16 protein-coding genes are annotated in these 18841 nt (G+C 71.1%); 9 read left to right on the plus strand and 7 right to left on the minus strand.

Annotated elements, in window-relative coordinates:
- The first annotated feature begins 8 nt into the window (after positions 1–8).
- Positions 9–1067, plus strand: coding sequence for an alpha/beta hydrolase (locus ACTWPT_RS24895; protein WP_443179848.1), 1059 nt, complete (start codon positions 9–11; stop codon positions 1065–1067).
- A gap of 39 nt (positions 1068–1106) precedes the next feature.
- On the opposite strand, the gene ACTWPT_RS24900 is transcribed toward ACTWPT_RS24895, so the two are convergent.
- The 5 genes from ACTWPT_RS24900 to ACTWPT_RS24920 form a co-directional block, all read right to left on the minus strand.
- Complete coding sequence (locus tag ACTWPT_RS24900) at positions 1107–2390, minus strand: hypothetical protein (protein WP_443179849.1); 1284 nt, start codon at positions 2388–2390, stop codon at positions 1107–1109.
- A 52-nt stretch (positions 2391–2442) separates the two neighbouring features.
- Positions 2443–3648, minus strand: a complete 1206-nt coding sequence (locus ACTWPT_RS24905) for a glycosyltransferase (RefSeq protein ID WP_443179850.1) — start codon at positions 3646–3648, stop codon at positions 2443–2445.
- Positions 3649–3730: 82 nt separating this feature from the next.
- Positions 3731–5086 (minus strand): MFS transporter, encoded by a 1356-nt coding sequence (locus ACTWPT_RS24910; RefSeq protein WP_443179851.1) that lies wholly within the window; start codon positions 5084–5086, stop codon positions 3731–3733.
- Entirely contained in the window at positions 5083–7749 is a 2667-nt protein-coding gene (locus ACTWPT_RS24915) for an MMPL family transporter (protein WP_443179852.1), read from the minus strand. The genes ACTWPT_RS24910 and ACTWPT_RS24915 overlap by 4 nt, the downstream gene beginning before the upstream one ends.
- Positions 7742–9451, minus strand: a complete 1710-nt coding sequence (locus ACTWPT_RS24920) for a fatty acyl-AMP ligase (RefSeq protein ID WP_443179853.1) — start codon at positions 9449–9451, stop codon at positions 7742–7744. Before ACTWPT_RS24920 ends, ACTWPT_RS24915 begins: the two co-directional genes overlap by 8 nt.
- 155 nt (positions 9452–9606) lie before the next feature.
- On the opposite strand from ACTWPT_RS24920, the gene ACTWPT_RS24925 reads away from it, so the two are divergent.
- Positions 9607–10869: an MFS transporter gene (locus tag ACTWPT_RS24925; protein ID WP_443179854.1), complete on the plus strand. Its 1263-nt coding sequence runs from the start codon at positions 9607–9609 to the stop codon at positions 10867–10869.
- Here ACTWPT_RS24925 and ACTWPT_RS24930 read toward each other — a convergent pair.
- Together ACTWPT_RS24930 and ACTWPT_RS24935 are read right to left on the minus strand one after the other, a co-directional pair.
- Positions 10851–11330, minus strand: coding sequence for a hypothetical protein (locus tag ACTWPT_RS24930; RefSeq protein WP_443179855.1), 480 nt, complete (start codon positions 11328–11330; stop codon positions 10851–10853). The two genes, ACTWPT_RS24925 and ACTWPT_RS24930, sit on opposite strands and share 19 nt — an antisense overlap.
- Before the next feature lie 110 nt (positions 11331–11440).
- A complete protein-coding gene (locus ACTWPT_RS24935) occupies positions 11441–12019 on the minus strand; it encodes a hypothetical protein (RefSeq protein ID WP_443179856.1) in 579 nt (192 codons plus the stop codon).
- A 172-nt stretch (positions 12020–12191) separates the two neighbouring features.
- Between ACTWPT_RS24935 and ACTWPT_RS24940 the strand changes: the two genes are divergently transcribed.
- The 7 genes from ACTWPT_RS24940 to ACTWPT_RS24970 all read left to right on the plus strand — a co-directional run bounded on the left by ACTWPT_RS24940 (position 12192) and on the right by ACTWPT_RS24970 (position 18796).
- Entirely contained in the window at positions 12192–12830 is a 639-nt protein-coding gene (locus ACTWPT_RS24940; protein ID WP_443179857.1) for an IclR family transcriptional regulator, read from the plus strand.
- A gap of 80 nt (positions 12831–12910) precedes the next feature.
- Entirely contained in the window at positions 12911–14089 is a 1179-nt protein-coding gene (locus ACTWPT_RS24945; protein ID WP_443179858.1) for a homogentisate 1,2-dioxygenase, read from the plus strand.
- The gene (locus ACTWPT_RS24950) at positions 14086–14853 is read left to right on the plus strand and encodes a hypothetical protein (RefSeq protein WP_443179859.1); all 768 of its coding nucleotides are present in this window, start codon (positions 14086–14088) and stop codon (positions 14851–14853) included. The genes ACTWPT_RS24945 and ACTWPT_RS24950 overlap by 4 nt, the downstream gene beginning before the upstream one ends.
- A complete protein-coding gene (fahA, locus tag ACTWPT_RS24955; RefSeq protein ID WP_443179860.1) occupies positions 14850–15953 on the plus strand; it encodes a fumarylacetoacetase in 1104 nt (367 codons plus the stop codon). The genes ACTWPT_RS24950 and fahA overlap by 4 nt, the downstream gene beginning before the upstream one ends.
- An 80-nt stretch (positions 15954–16033) precedes the next feature.
- A complete protein-coding gene (locus ACTWPT_RS24960) occupies positions 16034–17206 on the plus strand; it encodes an Ig-like domain-containing protein (protein ID WP_443179861.1) in 1173 nt (390 codons plus the stop codon).
- 78 nt (positions 17207–17284) lie between these two features.
- On the plus strand, positions 17285–17716 hold the full coding sequence (locus ACTWPT_RS24965; RefSeq protein WP_443179862.1) for an NfeD family protein: 432 nt from the start codon (positions 17285–17287) through the stop codon (positions 17714–17716).
- Between the two features lie 3 nt (positions 17717–17719).
- The gene (locus ACTWPT_RS24970; RefSeq protein WP_443179863.1) at positions 17720–18796 is read left to right on the plus strand and encodes an SPFH domain-containing protein; all 1077 of its coding nucleotides are present in this window, start codon (positions 17720–17722) and stop codon (positions 18794–18796) included.
- The last annotated feature ends 45 nt before the right edge of the window (positions 18797–18841 follow it).

The raw sequence follows: 18841 nt of genomic DNA on the forward strand, positions 1-18841 counted from the left end.
GGACCCTCATGCGTGCCCTCCTGGCACTGGTGACACTGCTCCTGGTCAGCGCGAGCCCGGCCCACGCCGCCGACCCTGACAGAGAGGGGGACTGGTCGTTCGCCCCCGACGATGAGCGGCCGTCCACCGGGCAGAAGGCGCCGCCGGGCTACGCCCCCGGACAGCCGGCGCTGCCTGGGCCCGCCCGCGTGGTGAGCGAGCGCCGCCTCGACGCCCGCACGCTGGACCTGCTCATCTCCTCGCCGTCCGTCGGCCGGCTGACGCCGGTCCGCCTGCTCCTTCCCCAAGGCTGGGCGCGGGGCGCGAAGCGGATGTGGCCGGTGCTGTATCTGCTGCACGGCGGCGCCGACGACTACACGTCGTGGACGCGCATGACGGACGTGAAGACGTTCACCGCGAACCTGGACGCCCTCGTCGTCATGCCGGAGGCGGGCCGCGCGGGCAACTACTCGGACTGGCACAACGGCGGCAGGGGCGGCAGCCCGGCATGGGCGACGTTCCACACCTACGAGGTGCGGCGGTTGCTCGAGATCGGCTATGGGGCCGGGAACCGCCGGGCGGTGGCGGGCCTGTCGATGGGCGCTTACGGCGCGATCAAGTACGCCGCCCGCTACCCCGGCATGTTCCGCTTCGCCGGGGCGTACAGCGGCATCCTGGCCACCCGGCTCCCCGGCATCCCGGCGCTCATCATGAACGCCCAGTCCGCCGAGAAACAGGACCCGCTCGCTCTATGGGGCCACCCGAAGCGCGACAAGCAGGTGTGGGCCGCCAACGACCCCGTGGCCCTCGCCCCGAACCTCAAGGGGGTGAGCATCTACCTCTCCAGCGGCACCACCAGCTTCCAGGGCCCGCTGGACCCGCCGGGCTCGCCGTGGCATCCCGCGCATCTGGGCGAGCCGGTCTCCGCCTACACCGGCAAGGCTCTGAGCAGGCGGCTCAAGCAACTGGGCATCGAGCACACGATCCACCTGTACGGGAACGGCACCCATACCTGGCCGTACTGGATCAGGGAGTTCAAGAGGTCGTATCCCATGATCGTGGCGGCGCTGGGGCTGCGTTCCGGGTAGGGCCAGGGCGCGTGACACCGCGCTCCCGGCCCGGTCATGCTAAGCGGCGTGCAGGTACACCTGGCCGAATACCTCGGACAGGTTCTTGAGGTCCGTGGCCAGGTCGACCTCGGGGTTGGCCGGGTCGTAGATGGTGGCCAGGCGGGCGCGGACCGAGCCGAGCTTCTTGAGCTGGTCCCAGGTGGCGTTGGCGGCCCACTTCTCGCCGTATACCCGGGTGACCTGGCCCTGGTCGTTCTGCCAGCGGGTCCACAGGGTGACCGTCTCCGCGGCGTCGTCCTGGAGCGGGGCGGCGATGCGGTCGGTGATGGCCTTGGTGGCCTGCTCCTCGGTCAGCGGGGCGCCGGCGAAGCTCGCGTCCTCGATGGCGATGTGGGCGTAGGCGTCCCAGGCGCGGCCGCGTACCTGGATGGCCTGGTTACGCTGGGCCTCGGCGGCGTCGATCTTCCAGGTGGCGTACTCGGTGCCCAGGTGGCCGCCGTCGAGGGCGAGCTGGTCGAGGTAACCCTTGGCCAGCCAGACGCCGATACGGTCAGGGTCGAGCAGCGGGTACTTCTTGGCGATCTCGGCCTTGCAGCCGTCGCTGGCGCCGCAGCCGAGAACCGGCACCAGCGTGTGCGCGGCCAGCTTCTTGCCCGGGGCCAGGCCGCGCAGCGCGGTCGCGGCCTCGACGACGAACTTGTCGAGCTCGTCCGCCGTGGCGAACGTCTGGTTGTAGCCCAGCTGCGAGGTGAAGCGGATGCCGATGACGCCGGGCTGCGCGGCGGCCAGCGCGGCGACCTTCTTGGCGGCCTCGGTGAGGTTGCCGGCCTTGTAGTCGTCGGCCAGCTCGGTCTCGATCCACAGGCGCATGCCGGTCTGGGCGGCGGCCTGCGCGGCCTGACCGGCCGGCGTCTGCTGCGCGGCGCTCTTATCGGCGGCGGTGAGGCCGTCGGGGTCGACGTAGCAATCCTCGCCGTTCTGGCATTCCGGCGTGCCGCCGTCCTCGGCCCCGTCAACGTCCGGTGCGCCGCCGTCGCGAGGCTCGCCGTCGCCTTCGGCGCCGGTCTCGCACTGGTTGCCCGGCTCGGTGCAGTCCACGGTGATCGGGCCCATCGGGCCGGCTTCCTTCAGGTTCTCGCCGTCGTTGCCGAGCCAGAACTTCGCGATGTCCGCGGCTTCCTCGGGGGTGGCCATCCAGGTGCAGACCACGTACGCGGGGGTGTCGTCGGCCAGCAGGTCGTTACAGCTGCGCGGGTCGTCCGCCGACCACGCTGGAACGCCGACGCCCAGGAACGAGAGGGCGAGTCCGATGACGAGGAGCTGCCGCAGCCGCTTTCGCATGGCACCTTACTTCCAGGGGGTGATCGTGGGCATATGCACCATATCCGGACGATCAACAACGTTCAATCAGATCGACGGCCTTCTTCACGCCGTTCTCAACGCGCAGTAGCCGACCCAGTTGCGCTGATTTTTCGCGATATTTCGGTACGGCGCGTAGCCGTACCGACAGCGCGCCCCGGCTGAGCCGCCCGATCGGCAACGGCGGCGGCCCGGCCCCGAGCGCGGCCACCCTGTGCCCCCAGAAGGGCTGGTCGGAGAAGAACGGGCACACCACGCTCGGCACCCCCGCCGCCAACGCGGTCGCCGTGGTCCCGGCCCCGCCGTGGTGCACGACGGCCGCCATCCGCGCGAACACCGCGTCGTGCGCCACCTCCCCCACCGGCAGGATGTCGTCGGACGTCGCGACCGGCAGCCCCTGGACGACGCCCCGCACGCCGGCCAGCCGGAGCCCCGCGACCACTTCCTCGGCCACCCGCTCGGGCTCGCCCGGCACCATGCTGCCGAACCCGACGAACACGGGCGGCGGCCCGGCCGCGAGAAAACCCTCGAGGTCGCCGGCCCCTCCCGTCCCCGCAATCCTCCAGTAACCGGTGAGGTGCACGTAAGCGGGCCAGTCCCTGGGCCGGGACACGACCAAAGGGCTGACCCCGCACAGGACCGGCACCCGATCCCGCCGGTCGGCCGCGAACGGGCTGCCCCGCATCGGCCCCAACCCCAGCACACCGGCCCGCAGCCGGTTGACCATGCGCCCGAGCACCAACCAACCAAGCCGCTCGACGACCGCGTAGCTGGCCCGGTTGCCCAGCCGCCCGAGGGAGACGAGCGGCACGAGCGGGTTGGGGAACTCGCCGGTCGGCTCGCTCGGCTGGAACTGCACGATCAGGTACGAGATGCCGTAGCGCTCCCGGAGATGTCTGCCGAAGGCGCCAAGGGAGGGGGCGAGGACCAGGTCGGCGCCGGCGCAGGCGGTGTCGACCTCGGCGACCAGCTTGGCTGCCAGAGGCTCGAGGACGGCCCTGAGGCCGCGGACGAACCCTATGGGCCCGCTGCCGAGCCAGGCCTGCCCTTCCACGCTCTCCAGGACCGCCATGGGATCCACGCCCAGCGGGGCGAACGACACCTCGGACCCGGCCAGCGCGGCGTAGCGGCCGGAGGCCACCAGCGTCGCCTCGTGCCCGCGGCCGGCCAGCTCCCGGGCCAGCGCGGCGCACGGCTGCGTGTCCCCACGCGACCCGAGCGCCAACACCGCCACCCTCATCGCGCCACGTCCCCGTGCGATCCGAGCGCCACCCTCATCGCGCCGTGTCCCCTTTTCGGTCCGGAGGCCGGCGTCTCCGCGCTCATGGCAGCGTCGCCCGGCTGACCAGCGCTCCGACCAGTACCAGCCCGGCCGCGACCAGCAGCCCGGTGGCGTACCCGGTGGCGAAGCTGCCGGCGGCGTGCACGATCACGCCGACACCGGCGATCCCGAACAGGCCGGAGATCTCCCGGCTCACCGAGAAGACAGCACCCGCGACCCCTGCCCGGGCCTGCGGCACCGCGCCCAGCACCGCGGACCCCAGGGGCATGGTCAGCGCCGAGCCCACCCCGATCGCGCAGACCGCGGGCAGCAGCCGCTCCCACCCGTCGCCCACCTCCAGGGTGGCCGCGACCGCCATCCCGCCGGCGACCAGCGTGAGCCCCAGCGCGACCGTGCGCCCGGCGCCCAGCCGCCGCTCCACCGCCGGCGCCACCGGCGTGACCAGCACCACCAGCAGGGCCAACGGCACGAAGGCCAGCCCCGAGCCGGTGGGCGTGAACCCCAGCACGCCTTGCAGGAAGATCGCCGTGTAGAAGAACACGCCGTTGACGCCGAGCCCCCAGAGCACCTGCGCCACCACACCGCCCGCGAACGCCCCGACCGTGAAGAGCCGCAAGTCCACCATCGGATCGGCGGCCCGCCGCGCGGCCACCGCGAACACCGCTCCGCTGCCCGCGCAGACCAGCAGGGCGGCGACGACGGCCGGCGAGTCCCAGCCGTGCTCCCCGCCGTGGATCAACGCGAACGTCCCCGACGCCAGGAACGCCACGGAGGCCACCACCCCGGGCACGTCCAGCGCCCGCCGGACCACGTCCGACGCGGGCACCGCCACGGCGGCCAGTGCGATGACCGCCACGCCCATGGGCACGTTGACGAGGAACACCCAGCTCCAGTGCGCGTGCTGGCTCAGGTACCCGCCCACCACCGGCCCGAGGGCCAGCGCCCCCGCGCCGGACGCCATCCACACCGCCACGCCCATGGACCGCTGCCGCTCTTCCCGCCCGGCCAGCACGGCGAGCGTGGCGGGCAGGATCATCGCCGCCCCGGCTCCTTGGGCCAGCCGGGCGGCGACCAGCAGGTGGATCGTGGTGGCCAGCCCGGCCCCGAGCGAGGCGGTGGTGAACGCGGCGAGCCCGGCCAGAAGCACCTTCCTGTGCCCATAGACGTCGGCGAGCCGGCCGCCGGCCGGCATGAGGCCCGCGAACGTCAGCAGGTAGCCGGTCGCCACCCATTCCAGGGCGGACAGGCGGGCGCCCAGGTCGTGCTGGATGCTGGGGAGCGCGACGGTGACGACCGTGTTGTCCAAGGTGGTCAGGAAACCGGCCAGCCCGACGACCAGGAACAGCGGTCCTGCCGTGGCCGGTCCCCGCCGCCGGGTGACGGCCGGCACGCTCACGAGTCCACCTCCACCCACGTCCAGCCGCGGCCGTCCGCAGTGGCCCGCACCACCCGGGTACGCCCCGCCGTGACCTTGACCCACCGCGGCCCGTCCTCGCCTTTGGCGGGCGTCTGCTCAGTGGGGGTGGAGTAGGGGTGCTTGCGGAAGGGCTTGACCGGGACCAGCTCGGGCCCGTCGTGCGCCACCAGCGGCTCGTGCCGCGCCGCCGATGGCTCGTGCTCTGCGGCCAGCGGCACCGGATCGGTGTCCACGCCGAAGACGGCCGGCCGCCCGTTGACGGTCACCGCCGGCCCCGCGTCATCCGAGTCCGCCACCGGACCAGCCCATCCGCCGCCCGTTCCTGGCTCGAGCGCCCGCCGGGACACACGCGCCTCCTGGGGCACCTCGGCGGCGGGCGGCGGGAGGGCGGAGCGGCGTGGGGAGGATGGCGGCGGGACGGCGGGAGGGCCCGCGACCGGTCGCGCAGGCTGCTCGCGGAGCTCCACACGCCGGTGAAAGGCACGCAGCGGGCGGGGCAGCCACCAGTTGGCGCCGCCCATCAACCGCATGGTCGCGGGCACCAGCAAGGCCCGCACGAGCGTGGTGTCCACCACGATCGCCACGAACAACCCCACCCCGAGCAGCTTCACGATCGTGATTCCCGCCGTGGCGAACGCCCCGATGACCACCAGCAGCAACAGCGCCGCACTGGTGATCACCCCGCCGGTCTGCTGCAGCCCGGCGGCCACGGCCGCCGCGTTGTCCCCCGTACGCAGCCATTCCGCCCGCACCCGCGACAGCAGGAACAACTCGTAGTCCATGGACAACCCGAACACCACGGCCAAGATCAGCACCGTCACCGTCGCCTCGATGGACCCGGTGGAGGTGAACCGCAGCACGGATGCCAGATGCCCGTCCTGGAAGGCCCACACGATCACCCCGAACGACGCGCCGATGGACAGCACGTTCATCAGCAGCGCCTTGAGCGGCAGCACCACCGACCCGAATGCGGCGAACAGCAGCACCCCCGTCACCGACGCCACCACCAGCGCCATCCATGGCAACGTGGCGCCCAGGCTGTCCATCAGATCCAGCTGGGCGGCGGTCGGCCCGCCGACCACCACCCGCCGCACGTTCGGCTCGGGTGCCAGCTCCCTGATCGACTTGACGAGCGCCTGGGCCGCGTCCGACATCGGGTCGGCGTCGTAGCGGACGGCGAGCCGCACGGCCCCGTTGTCCTGCGACAACCCCGCCACATCGACCCCGGTCACGTGCGGCAGCCGCCGCAGCCGGTCGGCCAGCGGCTTCACGTCGGACGGCGTCACGGGCGTGACCGCGCTGATGGGCGAATGGCCCTGGCCGAGCGGCCCCGGGACGGCGGGCGACTCGGTGAAGGAGCGCTCGACCAGGACGTGGACGTCGACCGCCGCCATGGAGTTCCTGGCGAAGTCCCCGTCCACGACCTCGGCCACGCGTCGGCTCTCGGAGGCGGCGGGCAGCACCCGATGATCCACGTTGCCGAACTTGACGTGCAGGAACGGCAGCGCCAGGGACACCAGCACGACGGCCACGGCGAGCAGGTACAGCACCGGCCGGCGCATCACGCTGGACGCGAGGGCGTGCCACATGCCGCTGTCGCGCCGCCCGTACCCGAACTGCGGGGTGATGCGGAGGGCGTCCACGCGCCGCCCGAGTATGCCGAGCACGGCAGGCAGCACGACCAGCGCGGCCCCCATCGCCACCAGCACGACGGCCGCCGCCCCGAGGCCGATCGAGCGCAGGAACATCTGCGGGAACAGCAGCAGCCCCAGCAGCGCCGTGGCCACCGTCAGCCCGGAGAACGCCACGGTGCGCCCGGCCGTGGCCATGGTCCGCACCACGGCCTGCTCGCTCGACGCCCCGCCCCTGATCTCCTCCCTGAACGCCTTGAGCACGAACAACGAGTAGTCGACGGCCAGGCCGAGCCCCAGCATGGTGACGACGTTCAGCGAGAAGACGGAGACCTCTGTGACCTCGGTGAGGAGCCGCAGCAACACCAGCGCGCCGAGCACCGCGAACAACCCCACGAGCAGCGGCAGCCCGGCCGCCACCAGGCTCCCGAACACGATGACGAGCAGCACCAGCAACACCGGCATGGAGATGGCCTCGGCGCGAGCCAAATCTGCGGCGGTCTGGTCGTTGAGCTCCTTCAGCAGCGGCACCGACCCGCCGACCTCGACGTAGAGGTTCTGGACGCGCCTGAGCCGGTCCGCGACGGCGGCGTAGGCGGCCTGCTTGTCGCCTTCGAGCGTGACCAGCGCATACGTCGACCGCCCGTCCTCCGACACCATCCGCTTCGACCCGGTCGTCCAGTACGTGGCCAGCCTGCGCACGTGCTCCCCCGGCAGCGCCCGCAGCGAGTCGTGCACCGCCTTCTTGTACCGCGGGTCCCGCGCCTTGACCGTCGGGTGCCGGTAGAGGACGACCACGTCGGCGGCGTGACCGCCGTACCAGTCGTCGTTCCAGCGGGCGGCGGTCGTGGAGTCAGCGCGCGGGTCCTCGAAGCCGCCGTCGGCCATCCGCCCGAACAGCTCCAGCCCCAGCGGCGCGGCGAGGACGGCCGCCACCAGGCTCAGCACCAGCAGCGTCCACCTGCCGCGATAGACCAGCCGGCCCCACCGGCACAGAGCGGATTCAAACAAGGGCGCCCTCCAGGTACGCCCGCAGGCACGCGCGCCGGGCGATCTTGCCGCTCGACGTCCGCGGCACGGCTCCGGCCTCGGTCAGCACGAAGTCATGCACTGATAAATCGTGCTTCGCCCGGACGGCCGCCCGCACCGCCCGCCCGACCTCGACCGCGTCGGCCGCCACCCCGCAGCGGGCGGACCGCTCGGCCACCACGACGAGCCGCTCGGTCTCCTCCCCCGGCACCGCGAATGCCGCCACACGGTCCCGCCGCACCGCCTCGTGGGCCTCCTGCACGGTGACCTCGATGTCCTGCGGGTAGTGGTTGCGCCCGTCGACGATGACCAGGTCCTTGATCCGCCCGGTGACGTACAGGTGGCCGTCGTGCAGCACGCCGAGATCGCCGGTCCGCAACCACTCGCCGCCGAAGACCTCCGCGCTGCGCTCAGGGTCGCGCCAGTAGGCGCGGGCCACGTTCGGCCCCCGCACCCAGATCTCGCCCACCCGCCCGCCGGGCAGCTCGCCGGCCGAGCCGACGATCTTGATATCCTGCCCGTACGGCCGCCCGCAGGACACCAGTCTGCTTGGCTCCCCGTCCACGCACGGCACGGCGATGCCCTGGCGCAGGGCGTCACGGGAGAAATCGCGCACCAGGGGCGGTTCGTCGCGGCCGATCGCCGACACGAACACCGTCGCCTCGGCCAGCCCGTAGGCCGGCGTGTGCGCTTCCGGCCGCAGCCCGCACCCGGCGAAGGCGGCGTTGAACACCTCGATGGCGGCCGGCCGGACCGGCTCGGCACCGTTCAGCATCACCCGCACCCCGGACAGGTCCAGCCCGCTCTTGTCCTCGGGCCGCACGCGGGCGGCGGTGAACTCGTAGGCGAAGTTCGGCGCGCCGGTGAACACGTCGTCGTACTCAGACAGCAGCCGCAACCACCGCACGGGGCTCATGACGAACGCCACCGGGTCCATGAACACGGCCTGGTTGCCGCCCATCATCGGCATCGCGATCGTGGCGACCAGCCCCATGTCGTGGAAGAGCGGCAGCCACAACACCGCCACCGACGTGCTTGGCCGGGCGCGGAACGCTTCCCAGAGCTGGGCGGCGTTGGCGGTGAGGTTGCCGTGGGTGATCTCGACGCCGGCGGGCGCGCGGGTGGAGCCGGAGGTGTACTGCAGGTAGGCCAGGTCGCCCGGCCTGATCGCCTCCGGCTCCCACTCGTCGGCGAGCAGGTCGGAGACGGTGTCCACAGTGATGACAGGCACAGAGGCGGCGGGCATGCGGGCGGCGGGCTCGGGCGCTGTGAGCATGGCGGCGGTGGACCCCGGCCCGGTGGCGAGGAAGTCCGTGACGCCGGGCAGCGCGGCCGTGGTGGTCAACACGACGGCGGGGTCGGCGTCGGAGAACGCCCTGACCAGCCGCTCGGCGTGCCCCGGCAGGCCGGGCGCGAACAGCGGCACCGCGACAAGCCGTGCGTACATGGCGCCCAGCACGGCGACCACGTAGTCCAGCCCTGAGGGGGCCAGCACCGCCGCCCGCTCGCCCGGTCCGGCGAACTCGCGCAACCGCACGGCCAGCGCCCTGGCCTTGAGGTCGGCCTGCCCCCAGGTGTACGTCCGGCGGGAGCCGTCCCCCAGGAAATCGGCGAACGTGTACGCGGGCGCGCGCGGAACCTCCCGCGCCCACCGCGCCACCTGGGCGATCAACGTGTCCGGCATGCCGAGTCCCCTCGTTTCAGGGACCTAGCAAATTACGGGAGAAGGACGGCTGGATTCTTGCCCAACGCCTGCACATTCCTCATTCGGTCTTGTTACGGGGTGACAAGAAGTACGGCAAAATAAGGGAGTTTGCCTGTCCTAGGGGGTTCACGCAGGTGCACAGCTATGTACGCGATCTCGGCCTGCTCCGGGATCGCCGGTTCACGCTGCTCCTGACCGCCAGGACGATCTCCGTCCTGGGCAGCGCGTTCGCACCCGTGGCCCTGGCGTTCGGCATCCTGAACCTGCCGGGCGCGGACGCCACGACCCTGTCGATCGTGCTCACCGCCGAATCGCTCCCCATGATCGTGTTCATGCTCGTCGGCGGCGTGATCGCGGACCGGCTGCCGCGGCAGCGGGTGATGATGGCCGGTGAGTTCATGATGGCGGCGGCGTTCTTCGCGCTGGGGGCCATGCTGCTGGCCGGCTGGACCCCGCTGCCCGCGCTGGCCACGGCGGCGGCGGTGGCCGGTGTGGCCACGGCGATCACGTTCCCCGCGCTGACCGGGATCATCCCCGAGGTCGTGCCGCAGGACCGGCTGCAGACCGGCAACGCGCTGCTCGGCCTGGGCGCGAACGCCTCCCGGGTGGCCGGGACGGTGTTGGGCGGCGGCACGGTGGTGTTGTTCGGCGGTGGCTGGGCGCTGACGGTCAGCGCCGCCATGTTCGCGGTGGCAGGCGTGCTGATCGCGCTGCTGCGGCTGCAGCAGGGCGTGCGGGCCGCGGGCGCGGGGCACTCGGTGCTGGCGGACCTGCGCGACGGGTGGCGGGAGTTCCGCTCGCGGCAGTGGATCTGGGTGGTGGTGGCGCAGTTCTCGCTGCTGGTCATGGCTCTCCAGGCCGGGCACGGTGTGCTCGGGCCGCTGTGGGCCAAAGAGAACATGGGTGGCCCGGCGGTATGGACGGCATTCCTCGCGGGCGAGGCCATCGGCATGATCGCCGGAGTGCTGGTGTCGATCCGGCTGCGGCCGAGCCGGCCGATCCTGGTGGCGGTGCTGCTCTGCCTGCCGACCGCGTTGCCGTACGTGCTGCTCGGGGTCGACGCGCCGATCTGGGCGATCGTGGCGGGCGCCTTCGTCCTCGGGGTCTGCTTCGACGTGTTCGGCGTGTTGTGGCAGACCACGATGCAGCGGGAGGTCCCGGCCGAATCGTTGTCGCGGGTCAGTTCGTACGACATGCTCGGGTCGCTGATGTTCGGGCCGATCGGGCTGATGCTGGCCGGTCCGGCGTCGGAGCTGTTCGGCACCCAGGAGTCGCTGCTCGGCTGCGCCGTGCTCATCGTGGTGAGCACGCTGGGGGCCCTGCTGGCCCCCGGGGTGCGCAACCTGCGCGCCGAACCTCGACCGCGACTCGGGCCGGTTCAGACAGAGGCGAAGTAGGCGTTGGCCCTGGGCTGGAACATCAGCGCCATCGCCCCGAGCACGGCCGCCACGTGCAGGATCCGGCTGGCCGCGAAGACCCACCCCACAGCGTCCAGGCCGGCGGCGGCCTCGGCGATCGACCCTCCGTCCAGCAGCCACCGAGCGGGCTCGATCACCAGCGACAACGTGCCGAACACCCCCAGCGTGCCGGCGAGCGTCCACCTCGCCCAGTTCTGGCCGCGCCGGAGCCGCAGCGCCAGGAAGATCGCGCCGGCGAAGACCGCCAGCCGGAATCCGACGCCCGGCAGCAGGCCGGCCAGGGCGGACGTGCCTTCGAGCAGCTCTCGGGTGACCATCAGGGCGGCCTCGAACACGCCGAGCGCGACCGCCGACAACCAGAGCATGGCCGCCGCGTGCACGACGGGCGGCGGGCCGGCCGGCGCGGGGTCGCTTCTGCGCAGCCCGGTGACAGTGCTCATGACAGGTACCTCCATAGGTCCGGGACGTGTACCTCGAAGTCTCCGCCGCCGAGCCGCACCGATCATGCCCGCCGTCCCCCCAGTTCAGGTGGGGTGCGCCCTACCCGCCGTCAGACGATGATCAGCCGTACGACGACGCCTGCGCAGTTGCCCGCCACGCAGATCCGCACCGGGACCTCGGAGATGCCCGGCGTGGCGGGCACGCCGCCCACGTGGCCGTCAGGGCCGATGGTCACGCCCTGGGGCAACCTGGTGTGGTCGTTCACGGAGAAGGTGGCCACGACGCCGGGCGGGCCGCCGCTGATGCCGATCTCGCCGTCCAGCGGGGCGCCGACCTTGCCGGGGAAGGTCAGCTGGCGCGGCACCCACGGCACGTTGCGGAGCACCACGAGGGTGACCTCCTGCTCGCGGCACGTCTGCCCGGCGCACAGCTGAACGGGAACGACGTAGGTGCCCGAGCGCTGCGGCGTGCCGGACAGCCGGCCGCCCTGGTCGACCTGGACCCCGACGGCAAGGTACTTCGCGCGGAACGCCAGGCCCTTGGCCGTGGGCAGCAGCCGGCGGCTGACCTCGATGCCCTCGGTGACGTAAATGGTGTCCTCGACCAGGTGGCGTTCTGGGGGTTCCGTAGGAGTTTGCTGCGCTGTGAGCGTCATGGGGATGGAGATCGACGGCACTGCGGCGGTCAACACGCACACGGCAAACCCGGCAAGCAGAAACACCCACCTTTGCCGCATCGCTACCCCCTGGCTTAGCTACTCCCCTACGTACCCCCTTCACCGCGTGTTCATGGCCTCACTCCGCGAGACGGGCTCGGTCGCCAGACGCCGCGTCAGAGATAAGTCACAGATAATCAGTCACATGGCAGCTGAATCCGCTCAGACCCTCGAGCGCGGGCTTCGCCTGCTCAGACTGCTTGCCGACGGCAAGGGCGGGCGGACGCCCACTGAGCTGAGCGGCGAGCTGTCGCTGAGCCGGCCCGTGGTCTATCGGCTGCTGACGACGCTGATGAACGAGGGCTTCGTGCGCCGGGACGCCGAAGGGCGGGTGCATCTCGGGTTCGGGGTGCTCGTGCTGGCCCAGGCCGTGCAGCCGCTGCTGCGGGCGGCGGCGCTGCCGACGTTGCGGCGGCTGGCCGAGGAGGTGGGCGCCACCGCGCACCTGACCGTGGCCGAGGGCGACGACGGGCTCGCCGTCGCGGTGGTCGAGCCTTCCTGGACCGATATGCACGTGGCCTACCGGGAGGGCGCGCGCCATCCGCTCGCGAAAGGCGCGGCGGGCCAGGCGATCCTGGCGCTCCGCGGCGGGCGTGACAACTACGACGACTACTTCGTCACGGAAGGGCAGTTGCAGGAGGGTGCGCGGGGCGTCGCCGCCCCGGTGACCGGGCTGCCGTGGCTTGAGGCCTCCGTGGGGGTGGTGACGTTCGGGCCGCTGGAGGAGTCGACCGGGCCGCGGGTGGTGGCGGCCGCCGCCGAGCTGTCCGCGGCGCTGGGTTGACATCTCCCTACCCATGGCGGACGGTAGTCACATATAAAGGACACCTTCGTCCGATAAGCGGACACGCAGGGGAGGGGCCGATGCCGTACTACCGGGTCGTTGGGGAGGTGCCGCGTAAGCGGCACGTGCAGTTCAGGCGGCCGGACGGCGGCCTCTACGCCGAGGAGCTGATGGGCGAGGAGGGCTTCTCGTCCGACTCCTCGCTGCTCTACCACCGCTATCTGCCGACCGCGATCGTCAAGGCGGAGGCGGTCGAACCCGGCACGGAGACGCGCCTGGAGCCCAACCTGCCGCTCTCGCCGCGCCACTTCCGCACCCAGGAGCTCGCCAGCGCCGGCGACCTGGTCACGGGCCGCATGGTGCTGGCCGGCAACGGCGACGTCCGATTGTCGTACGCCACCAGCGACCGGCCGAGCGAGCTCTACCGCAACTCCATGGGCGACGAATGCGTCTACGTGCAGCGGGGGCGCGTGCGTTTCGAGTCCACCTACGGCGTGATCGAGGCCGGTGAGGGCGACTACATCGTCGTCCCGACCGGAACGATCCACCGGTGGGTGCCGGAGCCCACGGGCGGGCCGGTCAACGTGCTGGCCATCGAGGCGGCCGGGCACATCAGGCCACCCAAGCGGTACCTGTCGCAGTACGGGCAGTTCCTTGAGCACGCCCCTTACTGCGAGCGCGACCTACGCGCCCCCGCCGAGCCGCTCGTCGTCGAGGGCGAGGAGGTGCCAGTGCTGGTGCGCACGCGCGGCGGGCTGACCAGGCTCGTCTACCGCAACCACCCGTTCGACGTGGTGGGCTGGGACGGCTACCTCTATCCGTTCGCGTTCAATATCAACGACTTCGAGCCGATCGTGAAGAAGACGCACGCGCCTCCGCCCGTGCACCAGACATTTGAAGGGCCCGGGTTCGTGGTGTGCTCGTTCTGCCCGCGGCCGCTCGACTACCACCCCGAAGCCATCCCGATCCCATACAACCACCACAACGTGGACTCCGACGAGTTCATGTTCTACGTGGGCGGTGACTACTCCGCGCGCGCGGGCTCGGGCATCGATGTCGGCTCGATCTCGCTGCATCCGGCCGGGTTCACGCACGGGCCGCAACCCGGCGCGGTGGAGGCGGTGATCGACGCGGTCGCACGGGGCATCACGACCACGAGCGAGATGGCGGTGATGGTGGACACGTTCCGCCCGCTCGACCTCGGCCAGGGCGCGCTGTCCTGCGAGGATCCCGGCTACGCGTGGACATGGGCACGATGACTCTCTACACGGCATTGGTGGACGACGCGGGCCTGTTCCCGCCGACGTCCCTGCACATGGACGAGGCGCTCGCCCGCTACCAGCGGGACGTGGAGCGCGGCAACCCGGTGCTCACGCACCGCTTCCTGTGCCCGGCCAGCCGGCTGGACCGGCTGCGCGGCAAGGACTACCGGCCGCGGCGGATCGGGCTGATCGTGGACACGCCCGAGTTGCCCCCCTTCGACGACCTGCCGGTGGACATCGTCGAGATGCCGCTGCCCGACGGCACGTCGGTCGCGGCGCTGGCCGATCGGCTCGGGCTGCCTGACGGGGTGCGGCTCTTCGCCGAGGTCGCCCCGGGCAAGATGGCCATCACCGTGCCCGACGGCATGGGGCTGAAGGTCCGCTGCGGCGGCCTGGCGGCCGACGCCTTCCCGCCGGTGGAGCATCTCGCGATGTTCCTCAAGTTCTGCGCGGACAACGAGGTGCCGTTCAAGGCCACGGCCGGGCTGCATCACGCCGTACGCCACTTCGACCCGTCGCTCGGCGTGGACCGGCACGGGTTCCTCAACCTGGCGCTGGCGGTGTGCGAGGCCGTCGAAGGACGCGATCCCGCACCCGTGCTGCGCGCCACCGACGTGGGGCATCTCGTACGCGTGGCGCAGGCCGTACCGGAGGAGACCGCGAAGCAGGCGCGGCGGCTGCTGGTGAGCTACGGCTCGTGCAGCACCAACACGCCCGTCGAAGACCTGCGCACGCTTGGACTGATCGAGGAGGATTCGTGAGTTGGGGTGTCGGCAACTTGCCCTACGGGGTGTTCTCCTCGCCGGGAGAATCGCCCAGGGTGGGCGTACGGTACGGCGACCGAGTGCTCGACCTGACCGCCGCGCTGCACGACGAGGTGTTCGCCGCCCCGTCGCTCAATCCGTTCCTGGCCAGGGGCCGCGCGGCCTGGCACGACACCCGGACGCTGATCAGGAACAAGCTCACCGATGACCTGGCGGTGACCGAGCGGCACCTGATCCCGCTTGAGCAGGTGCGGTTGCACATGCCGTTCGAGGTGGCCGACTACGTCGACTTCTACTGCTCGCTCGACCATGCCAGCAACGTCGGCAGGATATTCCGGCCCGACACCGAGCCGCTGCTGCCGAACTGGCGGCACCTGCCCGTCGGATACCACGGCAGGTCGGGCACGGTCGTGGTGTCCGGCACGCCGGTCAAGCGCCCGCACGGGCAGCTCGGGGCAGGCAGGTTCGGGCCGTGCGAGAAGCTCGACTTCGAGGCGGAGCTGGGGTTCGTGGTCGGCGTGCCGACCGAGCTCGGCACGCCTGCCGGGGCGTTCGAGGACCATGTGTTCGGAGTGACGCTGGTCAACGACTGGAGCGCGCGTGACGTGCAGGCGTGGGAGTACCGGCCGCTCGGGCCGTTCCTGGCCAAGTCGTTCGCCACGTCGATCTCGCCGTGGGTCACCCCGCTGGAGGCGCTGCCCAGGATCCCAGGACGCCCGCAGGATCCGGAGCCGGCCGCTTACCTGCGCAGACAGGGCGACTGGGGGCTGGACATCTCCGTCGAGGTCCTGCTCAACGGGGAGGTCGTGTCGCGACCGCCGTACGCGACCATGTACTGGACACCCGACCAGATGCTCGCCCACATGACCGTGAACGGGGCCTCGCTGCGTACCGGCGACCTGTTCGCCAGCGGCACGATCTCGGGGCCCAAGCGCGGCGATCGCGGCTCACTCATCGAGCTGACCTGGAACGGGACCGATCCGATCAAGCTGGCGAGCGGCGAAGTCCGCTCGTTCCTGCAGGACGGCGACACGGTGACCATCCGGGCCACGGCTGGCGACCTGACTTTGGGGGAAGTTTCCGGAACTGTCGTATAGGTGACTCAGTGTGCTCGATCGAGGACTGAACGCTACCCTTGGAACGCCTCCCCGGTCCATCGGAAAGCAGGATTCACCACATGCGGCGTGTCGGAGCTCGGGCGATACTCTGTGTCGCCTTCCTCCTGATCTGCGGCTGCAGCCCCGTGACGGCAGAGGCGCCCGTCACGGCGCCGGTCGTGCACATCTCCCCAGCGCTCGACAGCAAGCGGGCCCGGCCCGACCGCGGCCTGATGATCAGCGCGTCCGGCGGCACGCTCAGCAACGTCCAGGCCTATGAGGGCGGGGAGCCCGTGCCGGGCAGGCTCGACGGTTCCCGTACGATCTGGCGCTCCGACTGGACGCTCAAGCCCGCGGCCGAATACACGGTGACCGCCACGGCCGCGGCCCCGCGCGGCCCCGCCACGGTGGCGATGGGCCGCTTCCGCACCCGCCCGGCCGAGCGCACCTTCGGGATCGTCGCGACCACGCCCCTGCCCGGTGAGACCGTCGGCACCGGCATGCCGATCATCATCGACTTCGACACGCCCATGACGGACAAGGCGGCCGTCGAGCGGGCACTGGAGGTCAAGAGCGGGCAAGCGGTCGAAGGCGCATGGCGGTGGACAAGTGACACCCAGGTGGTCTACCGCACCCGCCGCTTCTGGACGCCCAGGCAGCGGGTCACCGTCACCGCCCACCTGGCCGGCCTGCGTCTGCCCGGCGGCGTCTACGGCGCCACCGACTCCACCTTCGCCTTCACCGTCGATCGCGAGCAGACCAGTGTGATCGACACCAGGACACACCAGATGGTCGTCGAGCGCGACGGCGCGCTCGCGCAGCGCATGGCCATCAGCGCCGGCATGGCGACCACCCTCGAATACACCACGACCAGCGGCGTGCACCTGACCATGGACAAAGACAACCCGGTCCGCATGGTCTCCCCCGGCCGGCGAAAAGGCGAGCCCGGTTACTACGACCTGATGATCGACCACGCCGTACGCATTTCCAACAGCGGCGAATACGTGCACGCCAAGGGCAATGTGTGGGCCCAGGGCCGGGAAAACGTCAGCCACGGCTGCATCAATGCGCGGCCTGACCAGGCCGCCTGGTTCTACGCGACCTCCCTGCGCGGCGACCCGGTCACGATCACCGGCACCGACCGTGAGCTCGGATGGAACAACGGATGGGGTTTCTGGCAACTCCCGTGGGAGAAGTGGATACAAGGCAGCGCGCTGAGTGTCGCCGATTCCCCAGGTGGGTGGGTGCCGTAGGGCTGAAACCAGGATTACGGTAGAGGAAGGGGAACCACCCACGCGCATAGGCCCGTTTACCCATCAGGAGGGCCGGACATGGATGAATGGATCATCTGGGTAATCCTCGCGGTCGTGCTCGGCGTGGCCGAGTTGTTCACCTTCACGGCCGCGCTGGGGCTTCTCGGCGCCGCGGCTCTCCTGACCGCCGCGACCGCCGCCATCGGATTGCCCGTCCCCCTGCAGTTACTGTTCTTCGCCGTCTCATCCACAGCCGGTCTGATCATGATCAGGCCGCTGGCGATGCGTCATATCAGGCAGCCGCAGTTGCAGCGGTTCGGCGTGGATGCACTCGTCGGCAAACCCGCCTACGTCGTCTCGGAAGTCACCGGCCGTGACGGGCGGGTACGCGTCGGGGGCGAGGAGTGGTCGGCGCGCGCCTACGACGAAACCCTGGTGATTCCCACGGGGGCGACCGTCGACATCATCGAGATCGAGGGCGCGACAGCCCTCGTCTATCCCCGGGAGTGAGTCATGGATGCGCTCTTGCTGGTCGGACTATTCGTCATCCTCTTCGCCGTGCTCACCGTGCTCAAGGCCGTACGGATCGTCCCGCAGGCCCGGGCGCGCAATGTCGAGCGCCTCGGGCGCTACCATCGCACGCTCAAGCCTGGGCTCAACTTCGTCATCCCGTACATCGACCGCGTCTATCCCATGATCGACCTGCGTGAGCAGGTCGTGTCGTTCCGCCCGCAGCCCGTCATCACCGAGGACAACCTGGTCGTCGAGATCGACACGGTCCTCTACTTCCAGGTCACCGATCCGCGGGCGGCGGCGTACGAGATCGCCAACTACATCCAGGGCGTCGAGCAGCTCACCGTCACCACGCTGCGTAATGTCGTCGGCTCCATGGACTTGGAGAAGACCCTCACCTCGCGCGACACCGTCAACAGCCAGCTGCGCGGCGTCCTCGACGAGGCCACCGGCAAGTGGGGGCTGCGCGTCAACCGCGTCGAGGTCAAGGCCATCGATCCGCCCAAGACCATCAAGGACGCGATGGAGAAGCAGATGCGCGCCGAGCGGGACAAGCGGGCCGCGATCCTCAACGCCGAGGGCCAGCGCCAGTCGCAGATCCTCACGGCCGAAGGCGACAAGCAGAGCCGCATCCTGCGCGCCGAAGGCGGCCGCACCGCGGCCATCCTGGAGGCCGAGGGCCAGTCGCGCGCCATCGACCAGGTCTTCCAGGCCGTGCACCGCAACGACCCGGACCCGAAGCTGCTGGCGTACCAATACCTGCAGATGCTGCCGCAGCTGGCGCAGGGTCCGGGCAACACGTTCTGGGTGATCCCGAGCGAGGTCACCTCAGCGCTGCAGGGCGTCTCGAAGGCGTTCACCGAGGCGCTGCCGCAGTCAGCGGCCACGAGGCAGGAGGCCCCGGAGAGCACAGCTGCCGAGGAGGAGGCCGCCAAGGCGGCGGAGGCCGCGGCCGAGGCGGTCGCGGACGCTCAGGAGGCGGAGAGCCCGAACGGGCCGCGCCAGCTCACCCAGGGCGTCCAGGAGCCTTCCCCGTTCCCCGACCTGGAGCGGGAGACGAAGGAGTCCGAGCGCTGAGGTTCGGATGAAGGAGCGTCTGGCACGCGCATGGTGCGCGTGCCA

Origin of the sequence: Nonomuraea sp. 3N208 (genome assembly GCF_052245935.1) — a bacterium.
Classification (GTDB): domain Bacteria; phylum Actinomycetota; class Actinomycetes; order Streptosporangiales; family Streptosporangiaceae; genus Nonomuraea.